This window comes from Micromonospora sp. NPDC049900, from assembly GCF_044461025.1.
Taxonomy (GTDB): Bacteria; Actinomycetota; Actinomycetes; order Mycobacteriales; family Micromonosporaceae; genus Micromonospora.
This window is the reverse complement of sequence record NZ_JBITKM010000007.1, coordinates 226,271-251,919: the sequence shown is the minus strand read 5'-3', so window position 1 is coordinate 251,919 and position 25,649 is coordinate 226,271. Positions and strand designations below refer to the sequence as shown.

Genomic DNA, 25,649 nt, shown 5'->3' with positions numbered 1-25,649 from the left:
TCAGCGGGAGTAGTACTCGACGACCAGTTGCTCGTCGCAGAGCACCGGCACCTCGGCCCGCTGCGGCAACCGGATCAGCCGTGCGGTCAGCCCGGCCAGGTCGACGTCGAGGTAGGGGGCGGTCCGGTCCGGGGCGTGCGCACCGGCGGCGGCCACCACGAACGGGGTCTTGGCACGGCTGCCCTCGCGGACCGCGATCACGTCGCCGGGGCGCAGCCGCGCGGAAGGGCGGTCCACCCGTCGTCCGTTGACGTTGACGTGCCCGTGGGTGACGGCCTGGCGGGCCTGGTAGATGGTGCGGGCCAGCCCGGCACGCAGGACCAGGGCGTCCAGCCGCGTCTCCAGGTCGATGACCAGTTCCTCGCCGGTCTTGCCCGGACGGCCCACGGCGCGTTCGAAGGCCAGCCGGAGCTGCTTCTCCCGCAGGTCGTACTGCGCCTTGAGGCGCTGCTTCTCAAGCAGCCGGACCTTGTAGTCGCTCTCCTTGGTCCGGGCCCGACCGTGCACGCCGGGTGGGTAGGGCCGGCGCTCGAAGTACCGCACGCACTTCGGGGTCAGTGGGATGCCGAGGCGGCGGGAGCGCTTGATCTTCGGGCGGGACTGGTTCATCATCACCTCTCTAGTAAGGTAAGGCTAACCTAATGGGAGGTGAGGTCTTGAGCAAGGCACCCCTGACGGCGACCACCGCCACACCGGCCGAGCGACTGCGTACGCTGCTCGCCGGTGCGGACTCGCTGCGCCTGCGGACCAGCCGCCACCGCGCGGACCTGATCGGACGGCACACCCTCGACGCCGACGGGCAGCTCCGGGTGGCGCTGCCCGTCCACGCCGAACTGGCCCGACACCTGCTCGACACGGGGGAGGTGCCGGCCCTGGCCGAGCTCACCGACCTGGCGCCGGTCCCGGCCCGCCACCGGGTCCGGGCCCGTGCCACGCTCACCGGCTGGCTCACCCTGGACGACCTCGACGGCGGCGACGTGACCGCCGTCCTCGTGCTCGCCACCGCCGACCTCGTCGACCCCGACGGCGACGCCACCGTGGACCCGGACGACCTGGCCGCCGCCGATCCCGACCCGCTCGCCCGGTACGAGGCCGAGCTGCTGCGCCACCTGGCCGACGCCCATCCGGAGACGCTCGGCGGGCTGGCGCGCCTGGTGCCGGCCGACCGGCGGGCCGGTGCCGGCCGGGTGCACCCGCTGCGGCTGGACCGGCACGGGATCGTGCTGCGCCTGGAGGTGCCCGAGGGGCACCGCGACGTGCGACTCGCCTTCGCCGAGACGCTCGCCGGACCGGACGACGTCAGCGCGGGCCTGGCCCGCCTGCTCGGTGTCGAGCCCGGCTGCCCCACCTGCGCCCGCCCGCACCCGTGACCCCGACCCGGCCGCCCGCCCGAACGGAGCCCGCCCATGCAACCGAGTAGCGCCGAGATCGCCCGTACCCTGGCCAGCAGCGCCACGCTCGCCACCGTGACGGCGTACCGCGGGCCCGCGGTGACCGACGTCCGGCACGGCGCCGCTGCCGACGGCCGCATCCTGCTGGTGTGCCGCCGCGACGACCCGCTCGCCGGCACCACCGGCTCGGTGCTCGTGCACGTCGCGGACGTGCCGCCGCTGCCCTTCTCGCCTACCTGGGGCCGGTTGCGGGTCGGCGGCCGGGCCACCCCGTTGACCGGGGCCGCCGCCCGCGCCGCCGCCGACGCGGTCGCGGCCACCCGGCCCGATCCGGACCTGCTGGACATCGGTACGGAGACGGTCATCGTGGAGGTGGTGCCCAAGCGCGTCACCCTCACCGGCCGAGACCGGGACCTGCCGGTGCGGCTCGCCGACTACCGGGCCGCCGCACCCGACCCGATCTCCGCGATGGAGCGAACGCTCCTGGTCGACCTGGTCGACCACCACGGCGCGCAGTTCTATCCGTTCCTGCGGCGGCAGTTGGTCGCCGCCGGTGTCGACGTGCCCGCCGACTGTCTGCCGTGCCCGCTGCGGCTGGACCGGCACGGGCTGCTGGTGTCGACACCCACCCCCGACGGCGGGACCGCCTGCTACCGGCTCTGCTTCACCCCGCCCCTGACCGGGCATCAGGACCTGGTGAAACGGTGGCACGCGGCGCTGTTCCACCCGTGCGACCGGCACTGACCCGCACCGTTTCGTCGTCGACACCAACAGGTTGAGTCGGGCAGGGCATAACTTTTGCTATCTGAATAAAAAGATGACGGGCTATTGAACGAAGCCCCGTCGTCGCAACGATGACCGGATGCGTCGACTCCCAGCGGCTCCCCGACGCGCGGTCTCGGGCCTCCTCGCGCTCGTCCTCGCCTCGGCCGCCGTCCTCCTCGCGTCCACCCCACCGGCCGCCGCCCACGGCACCCTGGCGGTGTCCACACCAGCCGAGGGCGCCACCGTCGACAAGGCACTGAGCACGGTGGAGCTGTACTTCACCGAGCAGGTCCGGGACGACGCGTACTTCACCGTCACCGCGCCCGGCGGCGCCCGCGTCGACAACGGCTGGACGCACGGTGCACCCACGCCGCTGGACCGCCCCGTCCGGGAGTACTTCCTGGTCGACGGCGTCTTCGAGCCACGCGAGTACGCCACCGGCTACCCCGCGACGGTGACCCTCGCGCACCTGCCCGCGACCGGCCGCTACTCGGTCAGCTACCTCTCCGTCGCCTCCGACGGCGAGACCGTACGCGGCACCATGAGCTTCCGCTACACCGGACCGGTCACCGACGCACCAGCCGGATGGCAGCCGCCCACGGACCAGCCCGCCCCGGCACTGCTCGCCGCCGCCCAGCAGCACGAGACGTCCGGCTCCGGCGCGACGCCCGCCACCTCACCCGAGGCGGCCCCCGCACCGGCGATGACCGCGCCCCCCTCATCTTCCGGCGACGGCGGGGACGGTGCCGGACGGCTCGCCTGGCTCACCGGCGCGGTGGCGCTCGGGGCGGCGCTCGCAGCCCTGCTCGTCCTGCGCCGCCGCCCCACCACCGGCGTCCCCACCGGTCGGTCCCGTCCCACCCGCAGACCCGCCCGACCCCGGGGTGACACCCGCCGGACCGGCACCGGACGTCGACCCGACGCCAGGGCCGGCGCGAAGAAGTCGGCCTCGGGAGGCAAGTCCGCCACCGGCGGAGCCAAGGCGTCCACGGTGACCGCCTCCACGGTGGGAACCGGCCGGACCTCGACGGTGGCCGCGACGTCCCCGGCGCGCGTGAACGCGACGTCGGCGACCGGTGGCACGTCCTCGGCGGACGGCCCGGTCGGTGCGCTCGCCACCACCGAGCGGGAAACGCCGGTCGTCGACCCACCGGACGACGCGGAACCGGCCCCCGTCGGCCCGGCGAACCGGCGCGGCGACACCCGGCTGGTGCTGCTGGTCGGTGGGCTGGTGGTGGCGCTGCTGGCCGGGTTCGGACTGGGGCGCCTCGGTACCGACGAGCCCCGGACCACCAGCACCGGCGGTCGGCAGGCGGCCACCGCCGGGGCACCGGTCGCCGGAGCGATGGCGGGCGACGGACACCAGCACCCACCGGGCACCGGGCCGCACACGCACCCCGGCGACGGGACCGGCCAGGCGACCGGCACCCAGGTCAGCGTGGGCGGCTACACCATGCAGCCGGTGCTGCGTACGCAGCAGAGCGGCAAGGCCGTCGACTACCGGTTCCGGATCGTCGGCCCCGACGGGCAGCCCGCCACCCGGTTCGCGGTGGTGCACGACAAGCCGCTGCACCTGATCGTGGTCGGCAACGACCTCGGCGGCTACCAGCACCTGCACCCGACGATGACGCCGGACGGCACCTGGAGCGTCCCGCTGACCCTGGACAGGGCCGGTGACCACCGCGTCTACGCCGACTTCTCCGTCACCACCACCGACGGTCGACAACTGCCGTTGGTGCTCGGCGTGGACCATCAGGTGCCCGGGGCGTACACCCCGGCGGGGCTGCCGCCGCCGCAGCGGGAGACGACCGCCGGGCCGTACACGGTGGTGCTGGAGGGTACGCCCACGGTGGGCGTGACCACGCCGTTGGCCCTGCGGGTCGACCGCACCGGCGGCACCGAGCCGGCCCGACTGGAACGCTACCTGGGCGCGTACGGGCACCTGGTGCTGATCCGGGAGGGGGACCTGGGTCTCGTGCACGTCCACCCCGAGCAGGAACTCGTCGACGGCGCGGTGACGTTCTGGCTGACCCCGCCCAGCCCCGGCCGGTACCGGGCGTTCTTCGACTTCCAGGTCGACGGCGAGGTGCACACGGCCGCGTACACGGTCACCGTGGAATGACCGGGCCCGCCGCAGGGCCATCCGAGGTGGCGTGACGCCTGCGGAGCAGGACCGGTGCTGCCGCGAGCGTGGCGGCGATCGCGCCGAGACCCGCGACGAGGATGCTGGTCGCGCCGCCGAGGACCACCACGGCCGGTCCACCCAGCGCGGTGCCGGAGAGGTTGGCGCCGTTGAGGAGCGCCGAGGCGCAGGCGAAGGCACGACCCCGCACCTCGGCGGGCACCTCGGCGTGGATGAGGTTCCGGACGGCCAGGTTCTGCAGGGCGTTGGCGACGCCAGTGCACACGAAGCCGACGAGGGCCACGGCGAGGACGGGGAGCACCGCGACGACGGTCAGCGCCACACCCATGAGGAGCCCGGCTCCCACGAGCACGCGCGGCTGGGCGGCCACCGGCACGCGGGGCGCGAGGAGGACCGACGCGGCCACCATGCCGACGGCGTGGGCGGTGAGCAGCAGTCCGTAGCCGACGTCGGTGGTGCCGACGTCCTCGCGGGCGAAGAACACCCGGGCGGTGCCCATGGTGGCGGTGAAGATGACCGCAGCGGCCAGCGCGGAGATGGCGGTGACCAGCACGTGGTTGCGGCCCAGCACGGTGACACCCTCGCCGACCTGCTGCGACCAGCGTGGGCGCGCGCCGGACACCGGCTCGTGGCGCACCGCGACGACGGTGACGACCAACGCCATCAGCACGAACGACACCGCGTCGACCAGCAGCGCGCCCCGGCTGCCGAACGCGGCCACGAGTATCCCGGCCAGGGCCGGCCCAAGGACGTTCCCGACCGACCGGAAGGCTTCCAGGCGCCCGTAGCCGTAGGCGACACGTTCCTCGCCGACGGCTGCGGGCACCAGAAGCAGCAGTGTCGGCGAGACGACGGCGAGACCGGCCCCGAGCGTGGCCACGAGCAGCAGCGTGACGCCGACGTGATCGGTGAACGCGACGACCACCACCACGGCGGCCTGCACCAGGGCGACCGCCGTGACCAGAAGGCGGCTCTCCACCCGGTCGACCAGCGGCGCGGCCACCGGGCCGACCACCACGATCGGCAGCACCCCCGCCACCACCAGGGCGGAGATCAGGACCGCCGAGGCGCCCTGCTCGTAGAACCGCAACGTCAAGGCCACCAGCGCGACCTGGTCGCCCATCGAGGAGATCGCATAGGCCACGGCGACGGCGGTCAGCGCGGAACCGCCGCGAATCGACATCTGACGATCCTGGCACGTCCTGGACGGGCGTGCCGCCTCACCACCCCGGCTTCGACGGTCCCCGTGGCTCGTCCTGAAGCCGCTCGAAGTGGATCTGCGTCCGGTGGAAACCGATCGGACTCCGGATACGTCGGATCGGCATGAAGATTCATCGAAGCGGGCGGCTGGCGGTCCTTCCTCTGCTGTTGCTGACCTCGGCGGCCTGTGGCCAGCAGGGGGCCGGCGGCGCGGGCGACGCCGGTTCTCCCGAGCGTTCCTACTCGGCGGACTCCGTGGTGTTCCGGATGGACTACGTCGGCGGGTTCGTCACGCCGGCCATGCTGGCCACCCGCCTGCCCGCGATCAGCGTCTACGGCGACGGGCGGGTGATCACCGAGGGGCCGACGACGTTGCAGTATCCCGGCCCGGCCCTGCCCAACCTCCAGGTCCGCACCATCAGCGCCGACGAGGTCGAGAAGCTGGTGGCGCAGGCCCGGGCGGCCGGTGTCGGCGGAGTCTCCGATCTCGGGACCCCGCCGGTCGCCGACGCCGCCTCGACCCGGTTCACCCTGCTGGGGGACAAGGGCGTCGAGGAGTCCGAGGTCTACGCGCTCGGCGAGGCCACCGGCACCGACAGCGGCCTGAGCGCCGAGCAGCAGTCGGCCCGGGACAAGCTGCGCGCCTTCGCCGAGTCGTTGACCGACCCGGCGGGCCCGCTCGGCGACACCCTGGGCGACACCACGTCGTACGCGCCGACCGCCGTGGCGGCCGTCGCCGAGCCGTGGGTGGCCGACAGCGAGGCCGGTGAGCAGCCCGAGGTGGCCTGGCCCGGGCCGGCCCTGCCCGGCACGACCCTCAACAAGGACCTGGGGCTGGGCTGTGTGACGGTCACCGGGGACGAGTTGGGGACGCTGCTCGGTGCCGCCGCGAGCGCCAACACGGCGACGCCGTGGACCTCCGACGGCAAACAGTGGCGGGTCACCCTGCGGCCGCTGCTGCCCGAGGAGTCGGACTGCGGCGATCTCGCGAACAAGCGCTGAATCCCGACCGGGCGGCCGGTCACCCGACCCGGCCGCCCGGCGCGCGGACCACTCGGTAGGCTGCCGCGCGATGAACAGCCCGACTCGCATCCTGGTGTACGGGGTGCACGGCTCCGGCAAGTCCACCCTCGCGCAGCAGTTGGCCCACCGGCTCGGGCTGCCCTGGCACCCGGTCGACGACCTGCTCTGGGAACCGGGCTGGGTGGAGGTGCCGGTCGCGGTGCAGCGCAGCCGGATCGAGGCGATCTGCCGCAAGGAGCGGTGGATCCTCGACGGGGCGTACCACGGCTGGCGGGACGTGCCGCTGGCCCGGGCCGACCTGGTGATCGGGCTGGACTACCCGCGCGGGCTCTCCTTCCGGCGGCTGCTGCGCCGTACCGTGCACCGGCTCCGGACGGGGGAGGAGATCTGCAACGGCAACCGCGAGTCGCTGGGCAGCGTGCTCTCCTCGGAGTCCGTCCTGGTCTGGCACCTCACCGGGTACGCCCGCGAACGCGCCCGGATGCGCGCCTGGCAGCAGGACCCGGCCGGGCCGCCGGTGCTGCTGTTCGACACCCCGCAGGCGCTGGAGCACTGGCTCGCCGCCCTACCGCCCCGCCCGCCCGGCGCGTCGCCCCGCTGATTCGCCCCACCGGCCGCCGCCCGCTCCCGCCCGGCTGACCCGCCGCGCCCCACCGGCCGCCCCGGCTCGTCGAACCGCCCCGGCTCAGAGTCCCTGTCGGCGGGCCACGCTGATGGCCTGGGCCCGGTCGGCGACCTGGAGCTTGGCGAAGATGTTGGAGACGTGGTTGCGGACCGTCTTCGTGCTCAGGCCCAACCGGGTCGCGATCTGCGGGTTGGTCAGGTGCGCGGCGATGAGTGTCAGGATCTCCCGCTCGCGTGCGGTGAGTTCGGGGAACGCCGGTTCGGCCCGGTCCAGCCCGGCGAAGTAGCCCATCAGCCGGGTGGCGATGGCCGGGCCGAAGATCGCCTCACCGTCGGCCACCACCCGTACCGAGCGGATGATCTCCAGTCGGCGGGCTCCCTTGAGCACGTACCCCCGGGCACCGGCCCGCAGCGCGGCGAAGACCGAGTCGTCGTCGTCGGCCATGGACAGGATCAGGACCCGGACGTGTGGGCTCATCCGGACCATCCGCTCGGTGGCCGCGATGCCGCCCATGCCCGGCATGGTCAGGTCGAGCAGCACCACGTCGGGTTGCACCCGGCCGAGCACGGCCAGCGCCTCCTCGCCGCTGGCTGCCTCGCCGCACACCTCGATGTCTGGGCTGGTGGCGAGCAGCGCGCGCAACCCGGCCCGGAACGGCGCGTGGTCGTCAACCAGCAGGGTCCGGATCTGGTCCATCGGTCTCCTTCATACCGGTGAGCAGGGTCGCGGTCACCAGCGTGCCGGCGCCCGGTGTCGAGGTGACGACGCAGGAGCCGCCGAGTTCTTCGGCCCGTTCCCGCATCGTGTGCATGCCCACGCCGTCGGGCCGGTCGGGTCGGCGGCCGCGGCCGTCGTCGCGGATCTGCAGGCACAGCCGTCCGCCGGAGACCCGCAGCCGCACCTGCACCTGGGTGGCGCGGGCGTGTCGGCGGGCGTTGTTCAGCGCCTCCACCGCGATGCGGTAGGCGGCCACCTCGGCCGCCGCGGTGAGTTCGGGGAGCACCGGCGGGGCGTCGAAGACCACCCGGGGCCCGTCGTCCGGCCAGCCGGCGATGTGCGACCGCAGCGCCGCGACCACGTCCATGGTGTCCAGCGCCGGTGGCCGCAGACCGTTGACCAGCCGCCGGACGTCGGCGACGGCGGTCTGGGCGTCCACCACGATCTCCTCCAGCAGCCGCTGGGTCTGCGGACCCGGGCCGAGTTCCTGGGCTGCCTCGGCGCGCATGGTCAGTCCGGCCAGCGTCGGCCCGAGGCCGTCGTGCAGGTCGCGACGCAGCCGCCGTCGTTCCTCCTCGCGGGCGAGCACCAACTGCTCCCGAGAGCGTTGCAGGTCGGCGGCGAGCGACTGGGCCCGGTCCAGGGCGCCGACCGCCTGCACCGCCACCCCGATGTGCCGGGCCAGGTCGCGCAGCAGCCGCAGTTCCCAGGCGCCGAGCGTGGTCTCCCCGATCCGGGGGCCGAGCAGCAGGTGACCGACGGTGTCGTGGGCGGCCAGCGGCAGCCGCACCGGGTCCGGTGGCGGCACCCCCAGCCGGTACGACCGGCCGTCGACCGTCTCGATCCCGACGTAGGACAGGTGCAGCGCCTCGCGAACCGTCGCCGTGCTGGTGGCGAGTACGGCGGCGGCGTCCTGGGTCTGGTCCAGCCGTTGTCCCAGCCGGGCCAGCACCGCGTACGGGTCGTCGCGTTCGCCGTACACGAGCAGGTTGACGCGGCGTTGCAGCCAGCCGCGCAGCGGCGCGAGGATCAGCGCGGCCACGGCCGCCGCGACGAACGAGACCGGCAGGCTCGCCGAGGCGTCGAAGCCGGCCCCGAGCAGGCCCACGACCAGCACGTACACGCCACCGACCGCCACCGACAGGGCGACGAACACAGCGGTCCGGCTGATCAGCAGGTCGATGTCGAAGAGTCGGTGTTGCAGGACGGCGATACCGATGGCGACCACGATCAGCGCGCCGCTCAGGCCGCCGGCCAGGTCCCAGAACAGGTTGCCGTGCGGCCAGATGTTCGGGTGGCCGTCGGTCAGGCCGGCGACGAGCCGGGCGACCACCACGGCGACCGCGACCGCGACCGCGTACCCGAGCCACTTGACCTGCTGGCGGTGGACCCCCTGGGCCCGACGGGCCTGCCACACCATGGTGCACCCGGCGGCCACGTAGATGACCGCACTGGCCAGGGTGGCCGGGATGGCGGCCAGGTCGGCGATCGGCTGCCAGCCGGACACCCCGAGCGGGTTGACCGCGCTGACCGGGCCGATCTGTTCGTTGGTGCCGGGTCGCAGCGCCCCGGTGACCATGGCGACCGCACCGAGGAGCACCACCGTCCAGACCGCCGGGCGCCACCGGGGCGACAGCAGCCGGCCGTCGGGGAAGAACACCGGGATCAGCGCCACGGCCGCGTTGCCGGGCACCCAGAGCCAGTTCTGTGGCCAGGCCAGCGCCTCGGCGAACGGCAGCGCACCGGGTGCCACCACCAGCCCGTACGCGGCGTACTGGCCGCACGCCTCCTGGAGTGAGAAGCAGAGTCCGCTGGTCAGGGCCAGCCAGCCGATCGGGTTGTCCGGGCGGTGCGCGGCGATCGCCGCGCCGACGACGGCCCAGGCCGTCACCAGCAGCAGGTGCGACAGGTCGCCCACCGAAGCGCCGTTGAGGATCGCCAGTCCGACCGCGACGGCGGCCAGTTGCAGCGAGGCCCCGCTCAGCGACCACGCGGCGCGGCGCGTCCAGGCGGGGCGCGGCGCACGCGCGGCTCGCGTCCGGGTGGTGCCCGCGACCGGCACGACAGCGGTGTTCTCGGTGGTCATGGCGTCGCCGAGACTAGACCGTGTCGCCGGGCCGGCGGATCGGGCGACCGGCCCGACCCCGTGGACGCCACGCCGGGCCGGTGCCCGCACGTGGCTCCGTCGGTGCCGGGCCGGGGCCACACGCTCAGGACCGTCCGCCCGGACGCTGGCGCAACGCCAGGGTCACCCCGGCGACGACCAGCCAGATCCCGCCGGGCACCAGCGCGATGTACTGCACCGGCGCGAGCTGGGTGGCCGCGATCAGGACGGCGATGACCGCGCTGAAGACGGCGAACCAGCGGCTGACCGAGCCGTGCCGGAGCCCACCGACCGCGACCGCCGCGGCGGTCAGCCCGATCCCGCCCCACAGCCAGGCCATGGTGCTGTAGATGGTGAGCATCGGCGCGATGACGTCCGGGTCCCACTCGTCCGCCGCGTTCAACGAGAAGAACAGCTCGGTGGAGATCCCGCCGCCGATCAGCAGTCCGACCAGCACCAGACCGACCCCGCTCGCGGCGAGCGTGGGCAGCAGGCTGCCGGCGGGCTCCTGCGCCCCCAGGTAACGGCGCAGCCCGGCCGCGAAGACCGCCAGGCAGACGATGGCGACCACGGTCACCACCTGGTGGGCCCAGACGTACCCGGCGCGGTCGGTCAGGGCGGCGACGTAGCCGGCGTTGTCGGCGCTGTACGGCTCGGCGGGGGCCGTCAGGCCCGCGGTGGTGAAGATGCCGACCAGGCCGACCAGGCCGCCGAGGGCGCCGGTCAGGGCCCAGGCACGCGGCGGGCGTACGGGTGCCGGTGGCGCGACGCTCGGCGGGTTCTCCGGCAACGTGGCGGGATGCATGGTGTTCTCCTTCTCCGGTGGAGGGTTCGTCGCCTCGCACACTGCCGCCGGGCCGACCCGGCGCGCATGGGGCGGCGTGGCCCACCGGCGTGTGAGGTTCCCGGCCGGTCGGGACATCGGTCCCTGGTGACCGGGATCCGTCGGCCGGTCTGATGCCGGGGGTGGCACTGCCCGGTGCCCCACCGCCCCGCCGGGAAGGAACCAGACCGATGACACGCACCTCCTGCCGGGCGCGAGGTGTCCCCGCGCCACGCGGCGCCGTCCGCCTGCGGTGGCGACCACCGGTGGTGGCACTGCTCTGTCTCACACTCGTCGCCTCCGCCTGCACCGCCGCCCGCGACGATCCGCCGCCGTCGGCCGGGGTCGACCGTCCGGCTCTGGAGGCGCTCGCCGCGACGTTGCCGGCCGATCCGGTGGAGGCGGCCGAGCGTCTGGTGACCGAGATCCACGCCGCAGACCCGACCCGGTCGGCGGCGGCCACCGCCGAACTGCTGCGCCGCGCCGGACACCCGATCGTGTCGGTACGCGGGCCGGTGGTGGCGCTGCCCGACCAGGTGGCGCTGCACGACGCGCCGGTCTACGCCGAGTTGCTCCCGCTGCTGGCCGCCGCGACCCGCGCCGGGGACCGGTACACCGTGGACCAGTTCGCCGAGCTGCTGGACGCGGTCGGGCTGACCCGCAAGAAGATGACCTTCGCTCAGGTCACCACCGCCGTCGCCGGTTGGGCCCGGGAGCCGGACCACCACCCGATCTTCGTCACCGCGGCGGCGGGTGTCCGGGCCCTGTCGGCGCACCGGCAGCAGGTGCTGTTCGCCGGTGCCGACCCGGACACCGCGTACCTGGATCCGTTGCAGACCGTCCTGCTGCTCGGGCACGCCACCAGCCGTCTGGTCGCGGTGGTCGACGAGGCCCAGCCCCGGGCGGCGGCCCGCCCCGGCGCGCTCGACCGGCTGGTCGGCGGCGGGGTCGCGTACGCCTCGGACGGGCCGTGCAAGGCGCTCACCCGACGGTTCGGGTCGCCGCAGGACCCGGTGGCCAAGGGGATCGTCGACTCGGCCAAGGGCTACCTGAAGGACAACCTGGTCAAGAATCTCTCCGACGAGGCACAGGACCGGGTGGGCAAGGCGGACGAGGTGTGGGGCAAGTCGGCGGCGGCGGCCAGCGCGATCCTGTTGCTGCTGGGCGCCCGGCTATCGCTGACCGCCGACAAGACCAGCACGCACTTCAAGCACACGGCGGGCAGCCGGGCCGAACACGTCCTGCTGACCGCGACCGCGACCTTCGACCTGGAGACCGCGCTCGAAAAGATCGACTGCTACGCGTTGGCCGGGGTCACCGTGCCCAGGAGCGGACCGCTCAAGGACTTCACCGTCCGGTTCAGCACCATCCAGCCGCAGGTCGGCACCATCCAGAAGGGCGGCACCCAACTACTGAAGGCGGTCTCGGCGGACAGTGTGAAGTCGCAACGGGGCGCCAAGACCGGCGCCGACGGCGTGGCCACCCTGGAACTCAAGCCGCCGGTCGAGGACCCCGGCGGCGAGGGCGAGAAGCTGACCGGCCTGGCCACCTACACCGCCTCGCTGGACAAGGAGAGCCTCCCGTTCGAGCTGGGCGACGTCTACGGGCTGCTCAGCAACCCGGTCGGTTTCGGCGTGGGCAAGAACTTCGACCTGCTCCGGGACGTCCTGGTCAAGGCGGGCCTGCCGGCGCAGCAGATCACCATCGAGGTCACGTACCACGGGTCCGACATCGTGCTGGCCCAGGGCGCGGGCGAGGTCAACCTGATCCTCGCGAAGCTGCCCAAGGTCTACGTCGACCTGGTCAGTTGCGCCGGGCTCACCGGGCCGTTCACCGGCACCGCCGGGTACAGCGGCGCACAGAGCGGCCAACTGTTGCAGATGGCCGGCGCGGCGACCGGGGTGCACGTCCCGAAGGGCTTCGCCGGCAGGGCCAACAGGATCAGCGTCACGCCCAACAACCAGGGTGGTCCGGAGCCCTTCTTCATCATGAAGGGCGAGGGCGGCAACCAGTTCCTCGACGGCGTCCTGCGCTTCTATCCGTTCCTGAACGCCCGGGCCGAGGTGCTCGCGGACTACCGGGTCGGCCGCCCGGTCGGCGACGTCGAGATCCTGCTCGCCGGCAGCACGTTCCCGTTCAGCAGGCTCTCCTGGCCGGTGGTCCGGGTGACCGACGACCCACGATGCCCCAAGGTGAGGTACTTCCATGACGAGACGTGACCGATGGCGCACCGGGGCGGCGACGCTCGGCCTGGCCGTGGTGCTGGCGCTGACCGCCTGCACCGGCGGCGGGTCCGACCCGGACACCACCCCCGAGGGGCGGCCGGTGGGTGCCGGTCCGACCGGGGACGGCGCGGCACCGGCCGCCTTCCCCGGGCTGTACCTCGCCGCCGACGTGGTGCCGGTCGAGTCGTCCGACACCCGGATCACGCTGGCCAGCGGGCGTCGATGCGGGGACCTGTCCGCGATGCTCGCGGCCGGTCAGTGGCATCGGGTCGACCGGCTCACCTTCGGCACCCTGGGCAGCGCCGAGGTGGCTCTGCTGGCTGGCTTCGGCGGCGTCGCGGGCGACCTGCTGCGCCGGGGTGAGCGGCTGGCCTTCGCCGGCCTGGAGGGTGATCCGGCCTGCACGGCGACCGTGACCGAGGTGACCCGGGCAGAGATCGGGATCGAGGGCCGGGGGCTGCCCGGGACGTCACCGGGCTGGGTGGCGACGACCCGGTGCTACCGCTCCAAGGCCGACGGCACGCTGACCGTGAGCCTCTATTTCGACACCGAGGCCAAGGTGGGCGGTCAGGGGCAGATCGTGCTGACCCGGTCCGGCGACCGCTACCAGGTCGACGACGACACGTCCGCGCTCACCCTGGTCCTGCTGCGTCACTCCGGGCGCTACCTGACCGGCATGTCGGCCGTGTACGCCGAACCGGGCCGCCGCCCGGCCGGACTGAGCCAACTCGTCGCCGGGGACTCCTTGCAGGCCGAGGTGACGGTGCGCGACGGGACGGCCGACCGGCCCGCCGGCACCGTCGAGATCGGCGGCCTGGCCGACGAGAGCCGGGGTGGGGCGGTCTCGGTGTCGCTGCCGTTCGCCTGCGCCCACGTGACCGAGATCCGCTAGCCGGACGGGTGACACCGGCCCGGCGGCGGGCGGGCCGTCCCGCCCGACCGTCCGGGACGGCGGCCCGGGTGTCCCTGCCGGGGGAGCGGCGGGGACACCCGGTGTCCGGTTACAGGTTCTTCTTGTTCAGCAGCAGGTTCGGGGTGCCGGACAGGCTGCCGGTGACCACCCCGCTGGTGCCGTTGGCCACGATCCAGTTGTGCACCGTGGCCTGGCTCGCGTCACCGTTGGTGGCCTTCCAGAGGGCGGCGACCCCGGCGGCGTGCGGCGTCGCCATCGACGTGCCGTTGAGCGAGGCGGTCGTCGAGGTGGGGTACGTCGACACGATGCCCGAGCCGGGGGCGTAGATGTCCACGCAGGATCCGACGGAGGAGTAGCTGGCCCGCGCGTCGGTGTTGGTGGTGGCGGCCACCACCAGCGCGGCGGTCAGGTTGCGGGGCAGCCGGTCGCACGAGTTGCCACCGGTGTTGCCGGCGGAGGCGGCGAGGAAGACGCCGCTGTTCATCATGTTCGTCAGCGCGGTCGCCAGGCTGGCGCTGTAGGTGTAGTTCCAGGAGGCGTTGGCCACCGCGGGCTTGTTGGCGTTGCGGGTGACCCAGTCCACCGCACCGACGGCGGCCGACAGGGTGCCTCCGCCGGAGCAGTTGAGCCACTTCACGCCGTACAGCCGGACGTTCTTGGCGACGCCGTGGCTGGTCCCGCCGATGGTGCCGGCGACGTGCGTGCCGTGGCCGTTGCAGTCGGTGTTGTTGGTGTCGATGGAGTTGTAGGCGAACTGGGCGCGCCCGCCGAAGTCGGGGTGGTTGGCCTGGATGCCGCTGTCGATCACGTACGCGTGCACGCCGGTGCCGGTCGAGTTGTAGGTGTAGCTGCGCGACAGCGGCAGGGTGGTCTGGTCGATCCGGTCGATGCCCCAGGCCGGCGGGTTGGTCTGGGTGGCGTCGACCACGTCGTACTGGATCACGTCCCGCTCGATGCTGAGCACGTTGGCGTTGTGCGCGAGCTCGGCGACCTGCGCGGCGGTGAGGCGGGCCGCGAAGCCGTTCACCGCGCGGCTGAAGTAGGCCGAGGGCGCGGCCTTGAGCGCGCGGGCCGGCACGGTGGCGTCGGCGCCGGCCTTCATGGTGACGACGTACGCACCGGGGATCACCGCGACGTCACCGGCCGCCTGCGGGGTGGTGACCGGTACGGCGACGGCCCGGTACGGTCCGCCCGCGGCCATCGCGGGCTGCGGCAGCGCGAGCAGGCTGGTGACGACGGCGGTCGCGGTGATGCCGGCGGCGAGTACGAGACGACGTCGGCGAGGTGGGCGTGCTTGTGACACGGAGCCTCCTTGGATGCAGACCACCCGGCGTGGATGATCTTCGATGTTTCAGGAGGTTAGCGGTGCACGGGCCGACATATAAGTCTGTGGATGTTACGGATTGGTACCGAGGTGGGTCGCGGGTGACAGACGGGGCCGGTCCGCCACCCGAGGTGCCCGAGGCGCGGGTCGCGCCCCTCCGGGGCCGGGGCTTCTGGACTTGTCGGTCCAATTTTGCCGCGCCACAGTGGCGCCATGAATCACTACTACCTGCTCGGCCGGTCCGGGCTGCGGGTGAGTCGACTGGCGCTGGGCACGATGAACTTCGGCACCGGCGGCTTCCACGCCGCGTACGGCCGCACCGAGGCGCAGGCGGAGCCGATCTTCCGGCGCTACCTGGAGTCCGGCGGCAACCTGATCGACACAGCGGACTTCTACACGGCGGGGGAGAGCGAGCGGATCCTCGGCCGGCTGATCGACTCCGCGAAGGTCCGCGACCGGCTGGTGCTGACCAGTAAGTTCACCAACACGGTCGACCCCACCGACCCCAACGCCAGCGGCAACGGTCGCAAGCACATGATCCGTGCCGTGGAGGAGTCGCTGCGCCGGCTCGGCACCGACTACCTCGACCTGTACCTGCTGCACACCTGGGACCGGATCACCCCGGTCGAGGAGGTGGTGCGGACCTTCGACGACCTGGTCCGTGCCGGCAAGATCCGCTACGCCGGTCTGTCCGACGTGCCCGCCTGGTACGCCGCCCGGGCGCAGAGCGTCGCCGAGGCGCACGCGATGACCCCGATGGTCACCGTGCAACTGCCGTACTCGCTGGTGGCGCGGGACATCGAACCCGAGTTCGTGCCGATGGCCCAGACGGTGGGGCTGGGTCTGACCGCCTGGAGTCCGCTCGGTGGCGGCCTGCTGACCGGCAAGTACCGCCGGACCGGCGACGGCCTGTCCGGGACGGGACGCCTCGGCGACGGGAACCGGCCGGTCGGCGACGCCGAGTGGCGCGTGGTGGAGACCCTGGAGAGCGTGGCCGGTGAACTGGACCGGCCCATGGCGCAGGTGGCCCTCAACTGGGCGATCACCCAACCGGCCGTGGGTTCCGTGGTCGTCGGCGCGAGCAGTGCCGACCAACTGGACGGCAACCTCGCGGCCCTCGACTTCGAGATCCCCGGCGAGCTGCGCGACCGGCTCGACGTGGCCAGCGCCCGGCCGCTCGCCGCCCCGTACTCGATGTTCACCCCCGCGTACCAGTCCTGGATCGTGAGTCCCGGCCTCGGCATCGGCGACAAGCCGACCGGCTACGCGCCGCCGGTGTTCAATGGCCCGGTAGCCGCCTGACCTCGGGAGGACGAGTTGCCGCGTGCGCTGACCCGCAAGGGCGAGCAGACCCGCGCCCGCATCGTCGCCGGTGCCGCCGCCGAGGTGCGCGAGCGTGGCGTCGACGAGGTGCGCCTCGACGACGTCATGGGGCGCACCGGCACCAGCAAGGGGCAGATCTTCCACTACTTCCCGGACGGCAGGGAGGAACTGCTGCTCGCCGTCGCCCAGCACGAGGCAGACCAGGTACTCGCCGACCAGGAGCCGGCGCTCAGCGACCTGAGCACCTGGCCGGCCTGGCAGGAGTGGCGCGACCTGCTCGTCGCGCGCTACCGCGCCCAGGGCATGTCCTGTCCGCTGAGCACCCTGCTCGGGCCGACCGGCCGGCGTGGCCCCGGCTCGCAGGCGGTGGTCGCCGGGCTGATGACGCGCTGGCAGGCGCGGATCACGGCCGGCGTCCGGCAGATGCAGGCGACCGGTCAGATCGCCGCCGGGTTGGACGCCGCCCGGGTCGGGTCGGCACTGCTGGCCAGCATCCAGGGCGGCGTGCTGCTGATGCTCGCCACCGGCAGGATCGACCATCTCGAGGCCGCGCTCGACTTCGCCCTGGACGGTCTGCGCGCCTCGGCCCCGACCCGCTGATCCGACTGGTGGGCATGATGCGCCGCCGGGCTGCGCCCGGCGGAGCGATGTCGCCGGCCACCATCGACTCCTTGCTATGTTATCGCTCACAGGTTACCGTCCCTTCGGGAGTGAGGGGCACGCGCCACCGCTCGGCCGCGCCTGCGAGACGGCGCGGCCGAGCGCACGGCACCAGGCCGGTCGACGGGCATCCCGGCCGTACCCACCACCACGGCGCCCCGCGCCGCCCGCGCGTCCACGCGACGCGGAATGGAGTCCCACGATGTCCAGGCGTAGATCGTTCTTCGGGCCGGTGCTGCTCGCCGCCCTCCTCCTGGTGGCCGCCGCCGGCACGGCGGTGACCGGCAGCCTCGGTCGCACCGCCGCCGCGGCCGAGGTCGGCACGCTCGCCGCGACCGCCGGGTGCGGCAAGAGCCCGACACTGCGCAGCGGTACGCACACCATCCAGAGCAACGGCAAGAGCCGCAGCTTCATCCTGCGGGTGCCCGACAACTACCAGAACACCAACCCGTACCGGCTGGTCTTCGGTTTCCACTGGCGCGGCGGAACGGCCACCGACGTCGCCACCGGCCAGACCGTGCAGCGTGACGCCTGGGCCTACTACGGGTTGCTGCCCCTGTCGAATAACAGCACCATCTTCGTCGCGCCGCAGGGGCTGAACAACGGATGGGGCAACTCCGGCGGCGAGGACATCACCTTCGTCGACGACATGCTCCGGGTGATCGAGGCGGATCTCTGCGTCGAGACCACCCAACGCTTCGCCCTCGGCTTCAGTTGGGGTGGCGGCATGAGCTACGCGGTCGCCTGCGCCCGGCCGAACGTGTTCCGCGCGGTCGCCGTGTACGCCGGTGGCCAGATCAGCGGTTGCAGCGGCGGCACCGGCCGGATCGCCTACTTCGGGGCACACGGCATCCGTGACAACGTGCTCGGCATCGCCGGTGGACGGTCCCTGCGCGACCGGTTCGTCGGCAACAACGGCTGCACCCCGCAGAACCCGCCGGAGCCGAGCCAGGGCAGCCTGACCCACCGGACCACCACCTACTCCGGATGCGCGGCCGGCTACCCGGTCGTCTGGGCGGCGTTCGACGAGGGGCACATCGCCGCCCCGCAGGACGGCGCTCCCGGTGACAGCGGTTCGCGGACCTGGCTGCCGGGCGAGACCTGGCGCTTCTTCACCCAGTTCGGCGGCACCACCCCGCCGCCGACCACCCCGCCGCCCACCACGGCTCCGCCGACCACCCCGCCCCCGACCACCCCGCCCCCGGGCGGCGCGTCCTGCCGGGTCACCGCCACGATCAACGCCTGGAACAACGGCCTGACCGAGGACCTCACCATCACCAACACCGGCAGCTCGGCGGTCAACGGCTGGTCGCTGGTCTTCACGCTGCCCGCCGGGCAGACCATCACCGGCGGCTGGAACGCCAGCTACTCGCCGACCTCCGGGCAGGTGACCGCACGGAACGTCTCCTACAACGGCACCATCGCGCCCAACGCGTCGGTCAGCATCGGGTTCCAGGCCAACCACACCGGCAACACGGCCCGACCGAGTGCGTTCACGCTCAACGGCGCCACCTGCACCGTCGCCTGACCGTGCGGGGGCGGAGCTACCAGGCTCCGCCCCCGCTGATCGGGCCGGCACACGCTCATCGTGGCGGTGTGGCTGTTCCCGCCTCGGCGTGTCGAGCAGCCACAGTGCCACGATCAGGGGTGGGCTTAGGCTGCTGCGCGTGCCGTTGACCTTTCCCGCGCATCTCGCGCCGGTGCTGGCGGTGAGGGTGTGGCGGCCCCGGTGGTGCGACGGGGTGGCGTTGAGTGCCGGTGCGGTCGCCCCGGACGTCGCGTACCTGGCCGCCGGGGCGGACGGCCGCACCTTCGCCGACACCCACTCCTGGCCCGCTCTGTTCTGGTGGTGCCTGCCGGTGGCGTTGGCGTACGCGGCGGTGGTCCGCCTCACCGGCCCCGACGTCGCGGTGCACCTGCCCGGGGACCGGTGGTTCGGCTGGCGGGGCTATGCGCTGCGGGGGCCGGTGCTGCCGCACCGCTGGTGGATCACGGTCGGGTCGGCGCTGCTCGGTGCGGCGAGCCATCTCGGGTGGGACTGGCTCACGCACACCGACGACTGGCTGCGGGTGCTGTTCGGGATCGACTGGTCCCGGGTCGGCGGCGTCGCGTGGTGGACCGTGTCGGACCTGACGAGCACGGTCGTCGGCAGCGCGCTGGCGGTCGTACTCGCGGCCCGGATCGGTCGGCGCGGCGGGCGGGAGGCGGACGGCCTCGCGGTCCCGACCCGCCGGCCGGCCCTGTTCTGGGGTGTCGCCGGGGCGGTCGTCGTCGCCGGTGCGGCGGGCGTCACGGTGCTGCCCGGTGCCGACCTGCTCGCGCCGACCGGCGTCCGGCTGTTGCACGTCGCCGCGCTGGCGCTGCTGGTCGGAGGCGTGGCGGTCCGGGTCAGCGCGCGCGGGCGGCGCGGCGTCGGGCGGCGTACGGCAGGGCGAACAGGTACAGGCCGGTGAAGAGCAGCAGGAACAGCGGTGGCAGGGGCAGCAGGTACACCCACTCGGCCGGTTCCTGCTGCCGCAGGGCGACGACGGTGACGATGACGACGGCCACCGTGAAGACGATCGACGTCCACCGGTGCACCTGACGAGTCCACACGTTGCCCTTCACCGGGGCCTCCCTCCGGGCCGAGCCGCCGCACCGGCACTCTGCCGGTGGTGTGCTCGACCGGAAGTCAGGCTATGGTCGGGGCGCTGACCTGCGCTTCTCGATTCCTGACCGGTCTGCGTGCAGGTGACCGACCGGTCCCGCCGTCACCCGGGCAGGTGACGGTCAGGGTTTGCGGCCCACCGCGCCGTACGCGTCGATCGCCACCGCGTCCGGGGCCGCCGGCCGCCACAGCGGGATCGGCACCAGGCCCGGCTCGACCAGCGTCAGCCCCTCGAAGCAGGTCCCGATCTGCTCGGGGCTGCGCAGGATGTACGGCACGCCGCCGCTCTGGGCCAGCCGTTCCGCGCCGGAGACGACCTCGGGGCTGGTGTCGGTGCCGTCCCAGAGCACGAGGTGGCTGCCGGAGGCGGTGGCCGCCATGGTCCGGCCGACGATGGCGCGGATCACGTCCAGGTCCGGCTCGTAGCCCATCACGCCCATGTACATCACCGCGACGGGCTGGTCGAAGTCGAGCGTCCGGGCGGCCTCGGCGAGGATCTTCTCCGGGTCGTGGTAGTCGGCGGGCACGTACGTGGTGACGCCCTCGGAGGTGGTGCTGGACAGCAGCGCGCGGGCGTGGACCAGCACCATCGGGTCGTTGTCGACGTAGACGATGCGCGCGTCGGGCGCGACGGCCTGGGCGACCTCGTGGGTGTTCTGCATGGTGGGCAGTCCGGTGCCGATGTCGAGGAACTGCCGCACACCCGCCTCGGCGGCCAGGTAGCGCACCGCCTGGATGAGGAACTTGCGCGACTGCTGGGCCATCACCACGATCTCGGGGTAGACCTCCGCCACGGCGTCGCCGGCGGCCCGGTCGGACTGGAAGTTGTCCTTCCCGCCCATCCAGTAGTTCCAGATCCGGGCGGCGTGCGGCACCTCGGGCTGGAGCTTCGCGGCGAGTTCGGCGTCCGGGCTGGCCATTCCTAGCTCCTGTCAGCGGGGTCGGGGTGACGGACCTGTGCTCGATTGGATCATCGTATCCAGGCTCCGTCCATTGTCGAAGGTGAACATACCGCCCCGGGCGGGAATCCCATGCCCCTGAATCTTGCTCGGAGGTGGCAGTCTTCGGGTGGTGGGAAGCCTCCTGGCGCAACTGCCTGCCCTGCTCGGTGTGCTGATCGGCACCGCCGGCACGATCGTCGCCACCTCGCTGGCCGACCGGTCGCGCTGGCGGCGTACCCAGACGGTGCGCTGGGACGAACGGCGACTCGACGCGTACGCGGAGTTCGCCCGCGCGCTCAAGGAGGTGCACACCATCGCCGGCCGGTTGTCGCCCGGCCGGAAAGGCCCGCAGGTGGACCGGGAGCGGGAGCTGGCCAACCTCATCGAGGCGGACTTCCGGCACACCCTGGCCTGGGAGAACGTGCTGCTGCTCGGTGACGGCCCGACGGTGACCGCGGCACGGGCGTGGCGCGACGCGGTCTGGGCGATCGAGCGTCTCGTCCGGGGTGTACCCACCGACGACGAGCTACCGGACCTGCTGCACCGGGCCAACGAGGCCCGCGACCACTTCTACGACGCGGCCCGGGACGGCCTGGGCGTGGGCGGCGGCCCGGTCGCCCAGGCCACCCTGTTGCGGAGCCGCCTGGGCGACCGGACCGTCCCGGCCACCGCGACCCGGCCCTCGGCGAACTCCACGCCGAGTACCGCACCGAGGAGTTGGCGCTGATCGCCGAGTACCAACGCCGCGCCGCCGAGATCCAGGCCGCCGAGGCCCGCAACCTGGCCGACGGCGGCTGACCGGGGTCGGTAGCCGGGCGGAGTGGCCCGGTCAGGCGGGGTGGGCGGGTTGGTCGAGGATGGCGCTGAAGCGCTCCTCGGCCAGGTCGAGCTGGTCGAGGATGTGCCGACGCACCGCAGCGGAGAGCGGAGTGTCCGGGCGGGTGACGAGATCCCGGTAGACGGGCACCAGCGGGCGGTACTTCCGCGCCAACGACTCGACCTTCGGCCCGACCGAGTGGATCACGCCGACCCCGTTGTCCGTGAAGTCGGAGATCTTGACGACCCGCGCCCACGGCTCCCGCTCCAGGCTGGTGGCGACGTGCTCGTGGTACTGCTCGTCACGCTCCCGCCCCGGATCCCACGGCGGATTCGTCACCGCCGCCACCAGCCGCGCCACCCGAGGCCCGAACCGTTCCGCGAGCACCTCCAGCGCCGCGCCGATCTGGTCGGATCCGCCCTGCTCGCCGGTGGCTGCGGCCCGGTCGGAGCTGTCCTGGCCACCGACCCCGGAGCCGTTCCGTGCCCCGGCCAGCTCGATCGGGTGGTCCTCCACGGCGTCGTGGAGCAGCCCGGCGACGATCACGTCGACGTCGCGTACCTCGTAGTAGTGCACCATCCGGATGGCGACCCGGAGCAGGTGGTTCACGTACGGCTCACGGGACCGTCGGTCGTCCCGGTGCAGCCGCGAGGCCAGCGTCAACGCCTCGTCGAGGCGGCGTCGGGCGTCTTCGTCGAAGACCTCGATCTCCAGCCGGAACCGCTCCCGCAGACCGGCCTCGCCGTGCATCTCGGTGATCGCGTGCATCGGCATGGTGGCCAGATACGGTGGCAATTCCATCCGTCCCTTATAACCGATCACCCGCACCGGTAGGGGGACGGCCGGTGCGCCCCGACCCACTCGGCGCGCCGCCGCACCTCCCCGCCGTCATAGCAGATGGGGGCCGGCGGTGGGGTTGTCCACAGCGGGGCTGTCCGTCCACAGGTACGGGCGCTCGTGGCTGCGTACCTGAGGGTTGGGTGGCCGCCAGCGGTCTACGAGACTGGCCCCGAGTCCGGGTCCACCGACGACGGAACCTCATCCTTGCCCCACCGTCGGTGGCGGCACGACAAGGACTACCCGTGACCACCATCGAGCGTGGGCGGTCTGTCGTGGTCAGCGAGGGCTGATCCGGCCCGTCAGGTCGAGGGCGGCGCGGATCGGGTCGTCGGCCCAGCGGCTGGCGAACACGTCGTGCAGACGCCACCCCGCGCGGGCCAGGGTGCGCTGCCGCTCCACGTGGGCGGCCACCCCGTCCGGGTGCACGCCGCAGATCACCCCGACCGCGTCCGTGTCGGCCCCGACACAGAGATCGATCCGCCAGCGGCCGACCGGGTAGCCGGGCCGTACCGGCACGCCGATCCGGTCGAGTTCGGCGGCGAGGGCGCGGGCCCACGGCTCGGACGTGCGTGTGTCGGCAGTGGTGGAGACCGGCGGCTGTGCGGCGTACCGGAGGTAGTCGGCGACGATGCCGTCGGGGGAGCGCAGCGAGGTGACCACCGTGAGGTGCCGCCGGGCGCGGGTGACCATGACGTTGAACAGGTTCGGTTCGGCCAGGAAACGGTGCCGGCCCGGCGGGTCGTCGTCGACCAGTCCCAGCGAGACGATCACCACGTCCGCCTCGCTGCCCTGGAACGCGTGCACCGTGCCGGAGCGTAGGCCGAGCCGTTCGATCTCGTCGACGTCGTACGTGGAGAGCAGCGCCGCCTCCACCGCGTCGGCCTGCGCGCGGAACGGGCTGATCACCGCGATGCCGCCGCCGGGCGGCTGGGCGGCGAGCTTGCCGACCAGGTCGAGTACGGCGTCCACCTCGGCCCGGTTGACGCCGTCGACCACGTCCGCGTCGGTGGTGGTGACCACGTCGATGGCGTCGGTGCGCTCGGTGCGGGGGTGCCGGGTCACCAGCTTGAGCCGGTCGCCGTAGAACCGCCGTGCGGAGAACCCGATCAGGTGGGGCGTGGACCGGTAGTGCTCGCCCAGCCAGGTGACCGGTGCCGCACCGGCGGCCAGGTCGTAGGCGCTGGACCGGCGTACGTCGAGCCGGTCGGCGAAGCGGTCCAGTCCGTGCCGGTGCAGGGTGGCGGTCACGTCCTCGTCGGAGACGAAGGAGACGAACCGCAACTGGCGCGGGTCACCGGCGACCAGGGCGCGTCGGGCCCGGGCCAGCACCGGGGCGGCCCGCAACTGGTCGACGTGTGCCGCCTCGTCCAGCACGATCAGATCGAACATGCCGGACACCGGGGGCAGCAGGTCCTCCACGTCGGCGACTGTGCCCACCCAGAGTGGCAGGGCCCGCACCAGTGCCTCGGCGTCCAGCCCGGCGAGCATCTCGCGTCGACGGTTGCGACCGGCCCGCAGGGCGGTGCCCAGGGCACCGGCGGCCCGGCGGGCGTCGCCGGTCCACCGTCGCGCGCTGGTGACCTGGTGCCGCAGCGCGGTGCCGACCGCCTCGGCGAGCGCGGTGTCCGCCTCGGTCAGCGCCGACCAGGCGGCCGACAGGTCGGTGCCGCCCTCGACCGTCAGTCGCGCCGCCGCCCGTACCGCCTCGGCGGCCTCCACGGCGGCCCGCAGCCGGTCGGCGGGTAGCCCGAGGTCGGCACCGGTCAGTCGCCGGAGCCGTCGGGCGGCCCGGGCCCGACGCAGCCGGGACCACCAGCCGGTATCCGCCCGGCCCGTGTCGGCCAGGGCCCGCCGGACCGCGGCGACGTCGGCGTCCGGCGTGAAGACCGTCGGCGCGTCGTGGCCCAGCGCCGGCAGCAGCGGCTGCCAGCCGGGCAGGGTGGCGGCGAGCCGTTCCCGCTCCAGCGCGGCGGTGATGCCGGACCGGACGGCGCTCACCCGGTCCCGGGCGGCGGCCACGGCGGCGGCGTCGTCGCGCAACTGTGCGTCGTCCACCCCGGCCGCGATGCCACCGGCGAGGTCGGCGGCGACGGTCTCCCGCCGCTCGGCGTCGCCGAACAGCACCGGCGGTGGGCCGGGGTGTCGGCGCAGCAGTTCGCCGAGCACCTCCGCGGCGTGCGCGGACTGCGTCGCCACCAGCACCGACCCGCCCCGGCCCACGGTGTCCAGGGCGGCGGCGACCAGGGCGTGACTCTTGCCGTTCCCGGGCGCGCCGGAGACCACCACCACCGTCTCGGTCCGGGTCCGCCGGACCACGTCCCGCTGCGCCTCGTTCAGCGCCAGCGGCGACAGTACGTCGTCCCCGTTCGCCCCGTCGTCGGTGCCCTCGTCGGTCCTGCCGTCGGTGCCGCTGGTGGTGCTGCCCGCGACGTCGGCCGGCGTCTCGGCCGGACCGAGGTAGATCCGGGTCAGGGCCGTCCCGGCCAATCCGGGGCGGCCCGCCCAGTTCAGCAGGGTGTCCCGCAGTCGTCCGGCGAAGACGTCCCGGGTGACGAACAGCGCCGCCGCGGCCACGCCGGTCAGGGTCGTCTCGTCGAGGCGGCGCGGTGGCCTCGGCACGACCCGGTCGACCGTCAGGCCGGCGGCCTGGGCCGCCGTGGTCACCCAGGCGGCGGTGCCGGGCGCGGCCAGCCAGCCGGGACCGGCGAGCCCCGGCGCGGCCTCCAGCCGGGCGGCGAGGTCCCGATCCTCGATCAGTGAGGTCAGTTCGAGGTCACCGGCGGGCACCACCCGGTAGGCGCGCCGACCGCGTTCCAGGCGTACCGGTTGGGCCAGCAGCGGCAGCCGGACCCGACGCCGGGTCCCCGCCACGTCGACGCCGCCGACCAGGAACGCCAGCCCCAGCCGCAGGATCCGCTCGTCGCGGTGCAGCGCGTCCAGTGCGGCGAGGCGGTCCAGCCGGGCGGTACGGGGACCCCGGTGCGGCTCGGGCAGCCAGACCAGTGGCCGCCCGGTCCCGGACACGTCGAACACCCGCTCCGCGCCGGCCGGAGCCAGGTCGGCGAGAGCGGTGAGGATCGTGGCCGCGCGCATCGCCCCCCGGTTCTGCCGTACGCCGTCCCGCCCGGCCGCCCGCGTGCCCCGGCACCTCGCCGTCGCGCACCGCCG

22 protein-coding genes are annotated in these 25,649 nt (G+C 73.6%); 12 read left to right on the top strand and 10 right to left on the bottom strand.

Features of this window, described 5'->3' with window-relative positions:
* Positions 1 to 609, bottom strand: coding sequence for a 30S ribosomal protein S4 (gene rpsD, locus ACIBMZ_RS18450; RefSeq protein ID WP_396695233.1), 609 nt, complete (start codon positions 607 to 609; stop codon positions 1 to 3).
* Between the two features lie 32 nt (positions 610 to 641).
* Here rpsD and ACIBMZ_RS18445 point away from each other — a divergent pair, with 32 nt between their 5' ends.
* From ACIBMZ_RS18445 to ACIBMZ_RS18435, 3 genes are all read left to right on the top strand, one after another.
* The gene (locus ACIBMZ_RS18445) at positions 642 to 1,370 is read left to right on the top strand and encodes a DUF2470 domain-containing protein (protein WP_396695231.1); all 729 of its coding nucleotides are present in this window, start codon (positions 642 to 644) and stop codon (positions 1,368 to 1,370) included.
* A 36-nt stretch (positions 1,371 to 1,406) separates the two neighbouring features.
* Positions 1,407 to 2,135: a hypothetical protein gene (locus tag ACIBMZ_RS18440; protein ID WP_396695229.1), complete on the top strand. Its 729-nt coding sequence runs from the start codon at positions 1,407 to 1,409 to the stop codon at positions 2,133 to 2,135.
* Between the two features lie 118 nt (positions 2,136 to 2,253).
* A complete protein-coding gene (locus tag ACIBMZ_RS18435; protein ID WP_396695227.1) occupies positions 2,254 to 4,278 on the top strand; it encodes a copper resistance protein CopC in 2,025 nt (674 codons plus the stop codon).
* On the opposite strand, the gene ACIBMZ_RS18430 is transcribed toward ACIBMZ_RS18435, so the two are convergent.
* Entirely contained in the window at positions 4,265 to 5,482 is a 1,218-nt protein-coding gene (locus tag ACIBMZ_RS18430; protein WP_396695225.1) for an MFS transporter, read from the bottom strand. The genes ACIBMZ_RS18435 and ACIBMZ_RS18430 overlap by 14 nt on opposite strands.
* Before the next feature lie 140 nt (positions 5,483 to 5,622).
* Here ACIBMZ_RS18430 and ACIBMZ_RS18425 point away from each other — a divergent pair, with 140 nt between their 5' ends.
* Together ACIBMZ_RS18425 and ACIBMZ_RS18420 are read left to right on the top strand one after the other, a co-directional pair.
* Positions 5,623 to 6,501: a hypothetical protein gene (locus ACIBMZ_RS18425; protein ID WP_396695223.1), complete on the top strand. Its 879-nt coding sequence runs from the start codon at positions 5,623 to 5,625 to the stop codon at positions 6,499 to 6,501.
* Between the two features lie 70 nt (positions 6,502 to 6,571).
* Positions 6,572 to 7,123 carry an AAA family ATPase gene (locus tag ACIBMZ_RS18420; RefSeq protein WP_396695221.1) on the top strand — a complete coding sequence of 184 codons (552 nt, stop codon included), beginning with the start codon at positions 6,572 to 6,574 and terminating at the stop codon, positions 7,121 to 7,123.
* Between the two features lie 84 nt (positions 7,124 to 7,207).
* Here ACIBMZ_RS18420 and ACIBMZ_RS18415 read toward each other — a convergent pair whose 3' ends face one another.
* The 3 genes from ACIBMZ_RS18415 to ACIBMZ_RS18405 all read right to left on the bottom strand — a co-directional run bounded on the left by ACIBMZ_RS18415 (position 7,208) and on the right by ACIBMZ_RS18405 (position 10,773).
* Complete coding sequence (locus tag ACIBMZ_RS18415) at positions 7,208 to 7,843, bottom strand: response regulator (protein WP_396695219.1); 636 nt, start codon at positions 7,841 to 7,843, stop codon at positions 7,208 to 7,210.
* The gene (locus ACIBMZ_RS18410) at positions 7,815 to 9,950 is read right to left on the bottom strand and encodes a sensor histidine kinase (RefSeq protein WP_396695217.1); all 2,136 of its coding nucleotides are present in this window, start codon (positions 9,948 to 9,950) and stop codon (positions 7,815 to 7,817) included. The genes ACIBMZ_RS18415 and ACIBMZ_RS18410 overlap by 29 nt, the downstream gene beginning before the upstream one ends.
* A 124-nt stretch (positions 9,951 to 10,074) precedes the next feature.
* Positions 10,075 to 10,773, bottom strand: a complete 699-nt coding sequence (locus ACIBMZ_RS18405; RefSeq protein ID WP_396695215.1) for a hypothetical protein — start codon at positions 10,771 to 10,773, stop codon at positions 10,075 to 10,077.
* A 209-nt stretch (positions 10,774 to 10,982) separates the two neighbouring features.
* Here ACIBMZ_RS18405 and ACIBMZ_RS18400 point away from each other — a divergent pair, with 209 nt between their 5' ends.
* Together ACIBMZ_RS18400 and ACIBMZ_RS18395 are read left to right on the top strand one after the other, a co-directional pair.
* The gene (locus ACIBMZ_RS18400; RefSeq protein ID WP_396695213.1) at positions 10,983 to 13,010 is read left to right on the top strand and encodes a hypothetical protein; all 2,028 of its coding nucleotides are present in this window, start codon (positions 10,983 to 10,985) and stop codon (positions 13,008 to 13,010) included.
* Positions 12,997 to 13,908: a hypothetical protein gene (locus tag ACIBMZ_RS18395; protein WP_396695211.1), complete on the top strand. Its 912-nt coding sequence runs from the start codon at positions 12,997 to 12,999 to the stop codon at positions 13,906 to 13,908. Before ACIBMZ_RS18400 ends, ACIBMZ_RS18395 begins: the two co-directional genes overlap by 14 nt.
* Before the next feature lie 109 nt (positions 13,909 to 14,017).
* On the opposite strand, the gene ACIBMZ_RS18390 is transcribed toward ACIBMZ_RS18395, so the two are convergent.
* On the bottom strand, positions 14,018 to 15,232 hold the full coding sequence (locus ACIBMZ_RS18390; protein ID WP_396695209.1) for a S8 family peptidase: 1,215 nt from the start codon (positions 15,230 to 15,232) through the stop codon (positions 14,018 to 14,020).
* 234 nt (positions 15,233 to 15,466) lie between these two features.
* Here ACIBMZ_RS18390 and ACIBMZ_RS18385 point away from each other — a divergent pair, with 234 nt between their 5' ends.
* The 4 genes from ACIBMZ_RS18385 (at position 15,467) to ACIBMZ_RS18370 (ending at position 19,689) form a co-directional block, all read left to right on the top strand.
* Positions 15,467 to 16,555, top strand: a complete 1,089-nt coding sequence (locus ACIBMZ_RS18385) for an aldo/keto reductase (RefSeq protein WP_396695208.1) — start codon at positions 15,467 to 15,469, stop codon at positions 16,553 to 16,555.
* Positions 16,556 to 16,570: 15 nt separating this feature from the next.
* A complete protein-coding gene (locus tag ACIBMZ_RS18380) occupies positions 16,571 to 17,176 on the top strand; it encodes a TetR/AcrR family transcriptional regulator (protein ID WP_396695207.1) in 606 nt (201 codons plus the stop codon).
* A 262-nt stretch (positions 17,177 to 17,438) separates the two neighbouring features.
* Entirely contained in the window at positions 17,439 to 18,764 is a 1,326-nt protein-coding gene (locus tag ACIBMZ_RS18375; RefSeq protein ID WP_396695205.1) for a cellulose binding domain-containing protein, read from the top strand.
* Positions 18,765 to 18,903: 139 nt separating this feature from the next.
* Positions 18,904 to 19,689 carry a DUF4184 family protein gene (locus ACIBMZ_RS18370; protein ID WP_396695203.1) on the top strand — a complete coding sequence of 262 codons (786 nt, stop codon included), beginning with the start codon at positions 18,904 to 18,906 and terminating at the stop codon, positions 19,687 to 19,689.
* Here the strand turns inward: ACIBMZ_RS18370 and ACIBMZ_RS18365 are convergent.
* Entirely contained in the window at positions 19,625 to 19,843 is a 219-nt protein-coding gene (locus ACIBMZ_RS18365; protein ID WP_396695201.1) for a hypothetical protein, read from the bottom strand. The genes ACIBMZ_RS18370 and ACIBMZ_RS18365 overlap by 65 nt on opposite strands.
* Positions 19,844 to 20,005: 162 nt before the next feature.
* Positions 20,006 to 20,803: an SAM-dependent methyltransferase gene (locus tag ACIBMZ_RS18360; RefSeq protein WP_396695199.1), complete on the bottom strand. Its 798-nt coding sequence runs from the start codon at positions 20,801 to 20,803 to the stop codon at positions 20,006 to 20,008.
* Positions 20,804 to 20,951: 148 nt separating this feature from the next.
* Between ACIBMZ_RS18360 and ACIBMZ_RS18355 the strand changes: the two genes are divergently transcribed.
* Positions 20,952 to 21,551: a hypothetical protein gene (locus ACIBMZ_RS18355; protein WP_396695197.1), complete on the top strand. Its 600-nt coding sequence runs from the start codon at positions 20,952 to 20,954 to the stop codon at positions 21,549 to 21,551.
* Between the two features lie 102 nt (positions 21,552 to 21,653).
* Here the strand turns inward: ACIBMZ_RS18355 and ACIBMZ_RS18350 are convergent, their stop codons facing one another.
* The gene (locus ACIBMZ_RS18350; protein ID WP_396695195.1) at positions 21,654 to 22,442 is read right to left on the bottom strand and encodes an HD domain-containing protein; all 789 of its coding nucleotides are present in this window, start codon (positions 22,440 to 22,442) and stop codon (positions 21,654 to 21,656) included.
* A gap of 315 nt (positions 22,443 to 22,757) precedes the next feature.
* Positions 22,758 to 25,574, bottom strand: a complete 2,817-nt coding sequence (locus ACIBMZ_RS18345) for an AAA domain-containing protein (protein ID WP_396695193.1) — start codon at positions 25,572 to 25,574, stop codon at positions 22,758 to 22,760.
* Positions 25,575 to 25,649 lie beyond the last annotated feature (75 nt).

Bases quoted from the DNA above. Each gene is read 5' to 3' on its own strand.
- ACIBMZ_RS18385 (WP_396695208.1), top strand. From the start codon at position 15,467: ATGAATCACTACTACCTGCTCGGCCGGTCCGGGCTGCGGGTGAGTCGA.
- ACIBMZ_RS18395 (WP_396695211.1), top strand. From the start codon at position 12,997: ATGACGAGACGTGACCGATGGCGCACCGGGGCGGCGACGCTCGGCCTG.
- ACIBMZ_RS18350 (WP_396695195.1), bottom strand. From the start codon at position 22,442: ATGGAATTGCCACCGTATCTGGCCACCATGCCGATGCACGCGATCACC.
- rpsD (WP_396695233.1), bottom strand. From the start codon at position 609: ATGAACCAGTCCCGCCCGAAGATCAAGCGCTCCCGCCGCCTCGGCATC.
- ACIBMZ_RS18405 (WP_396695215.1), bottom strand. From the start codon at position 10,773: ATGCATCCCGCCACGTTGCCGGAGAACCCGCCGAGCGTCGCGCCACCG.
- ACIBMZ_RS18430 (WP_396695225.1), bottom strand. From the start codon at position 5,482: ATGTCGATTCGCGGCGGTTCCGCGCTGACCGCCGTCGCCGTGGCCTAT.
- ACIBMZ_RS18410 (WP_396695217.1), bottom strand. From the start codon at position 9,950: ATGACCACCGAGAACACCGCTGTCGTGCCGGTCGCGGGCACCACCCGG.
- ACIBMZ_RS18440 (WP_396695229.1), top strand. From the start codon at position 1,407: ATGCAACCGAGTAGCGCCGAGATCGCCCGTACCCTGGCCAGCAGCGCC.
- ACIBMZ_RS18435 (WP_396695227.1), top strand. From the start codon at position 2,254: ATGCGTCGACTCCCAGCGGCTCCCCGACGCGCGGTCTCGGGCCTCCTC.
- ACIBMZ_RS18360 (WP_396695199.1), bottom strand. From the start codon at position 20,803: ATGGCCAGCCCGGACGCCGAACTCGCCGCGAAGCTCCAGCCCGAGGTG.
- ACIBMZ_RS18400 (WP_396695213.1), top strand. From the start codon at position 10,983: ATGACACGCACCTCCTGCCGGGCGCGAGGTGTCCCCGCGCCACGCGGC.
- ACIBMZ_RS18445 (WP_396695231.1), top strand. From the start codon at position 642: ATGGGAGGTGAGGTCTTGAGCAAGGCACCCCTGACGGCGACCACCGCC.
- ACIBMZ_RS18425 (WP_396695223.1), top strand. From the start codon at position 5,623: ATGAAGATTCATCGAAGCGGGCGGCTGGCGGTCCTTCCTCTGCTGTTG.
- ACIBMZ_RS18415 (WP_396695219.1), bottom strand. From the start codon at position 7,843: ATGGACCAGATCCGGACCCTGCTGGTTGACGACCACGCGCCGTTCCGG.
- ACIBMZ_RS18345 (WP_396695193.1), bottom strand. From the start codon at position 25,574: ATGCGCGCGGCCACGATCCTCACCGCTCTCGCCGACCTGGCTCCGGCC.
- ACIBMZ_RS18420 (WP_396695221.1), top strand. From the start codon at position 6,572: ATGAACAGCCCGACTCGCATCCTGGTGTACGGGGTGCACGGCTCCGGC.
- ACIBMZ_RS18375 (WP_396695205.1), top strand. From the start codon at position 17,439: ATGTCCAGGCGTAGATCGTTCTTCGGGCCGGTGCTGCTCGCCGCCCTC.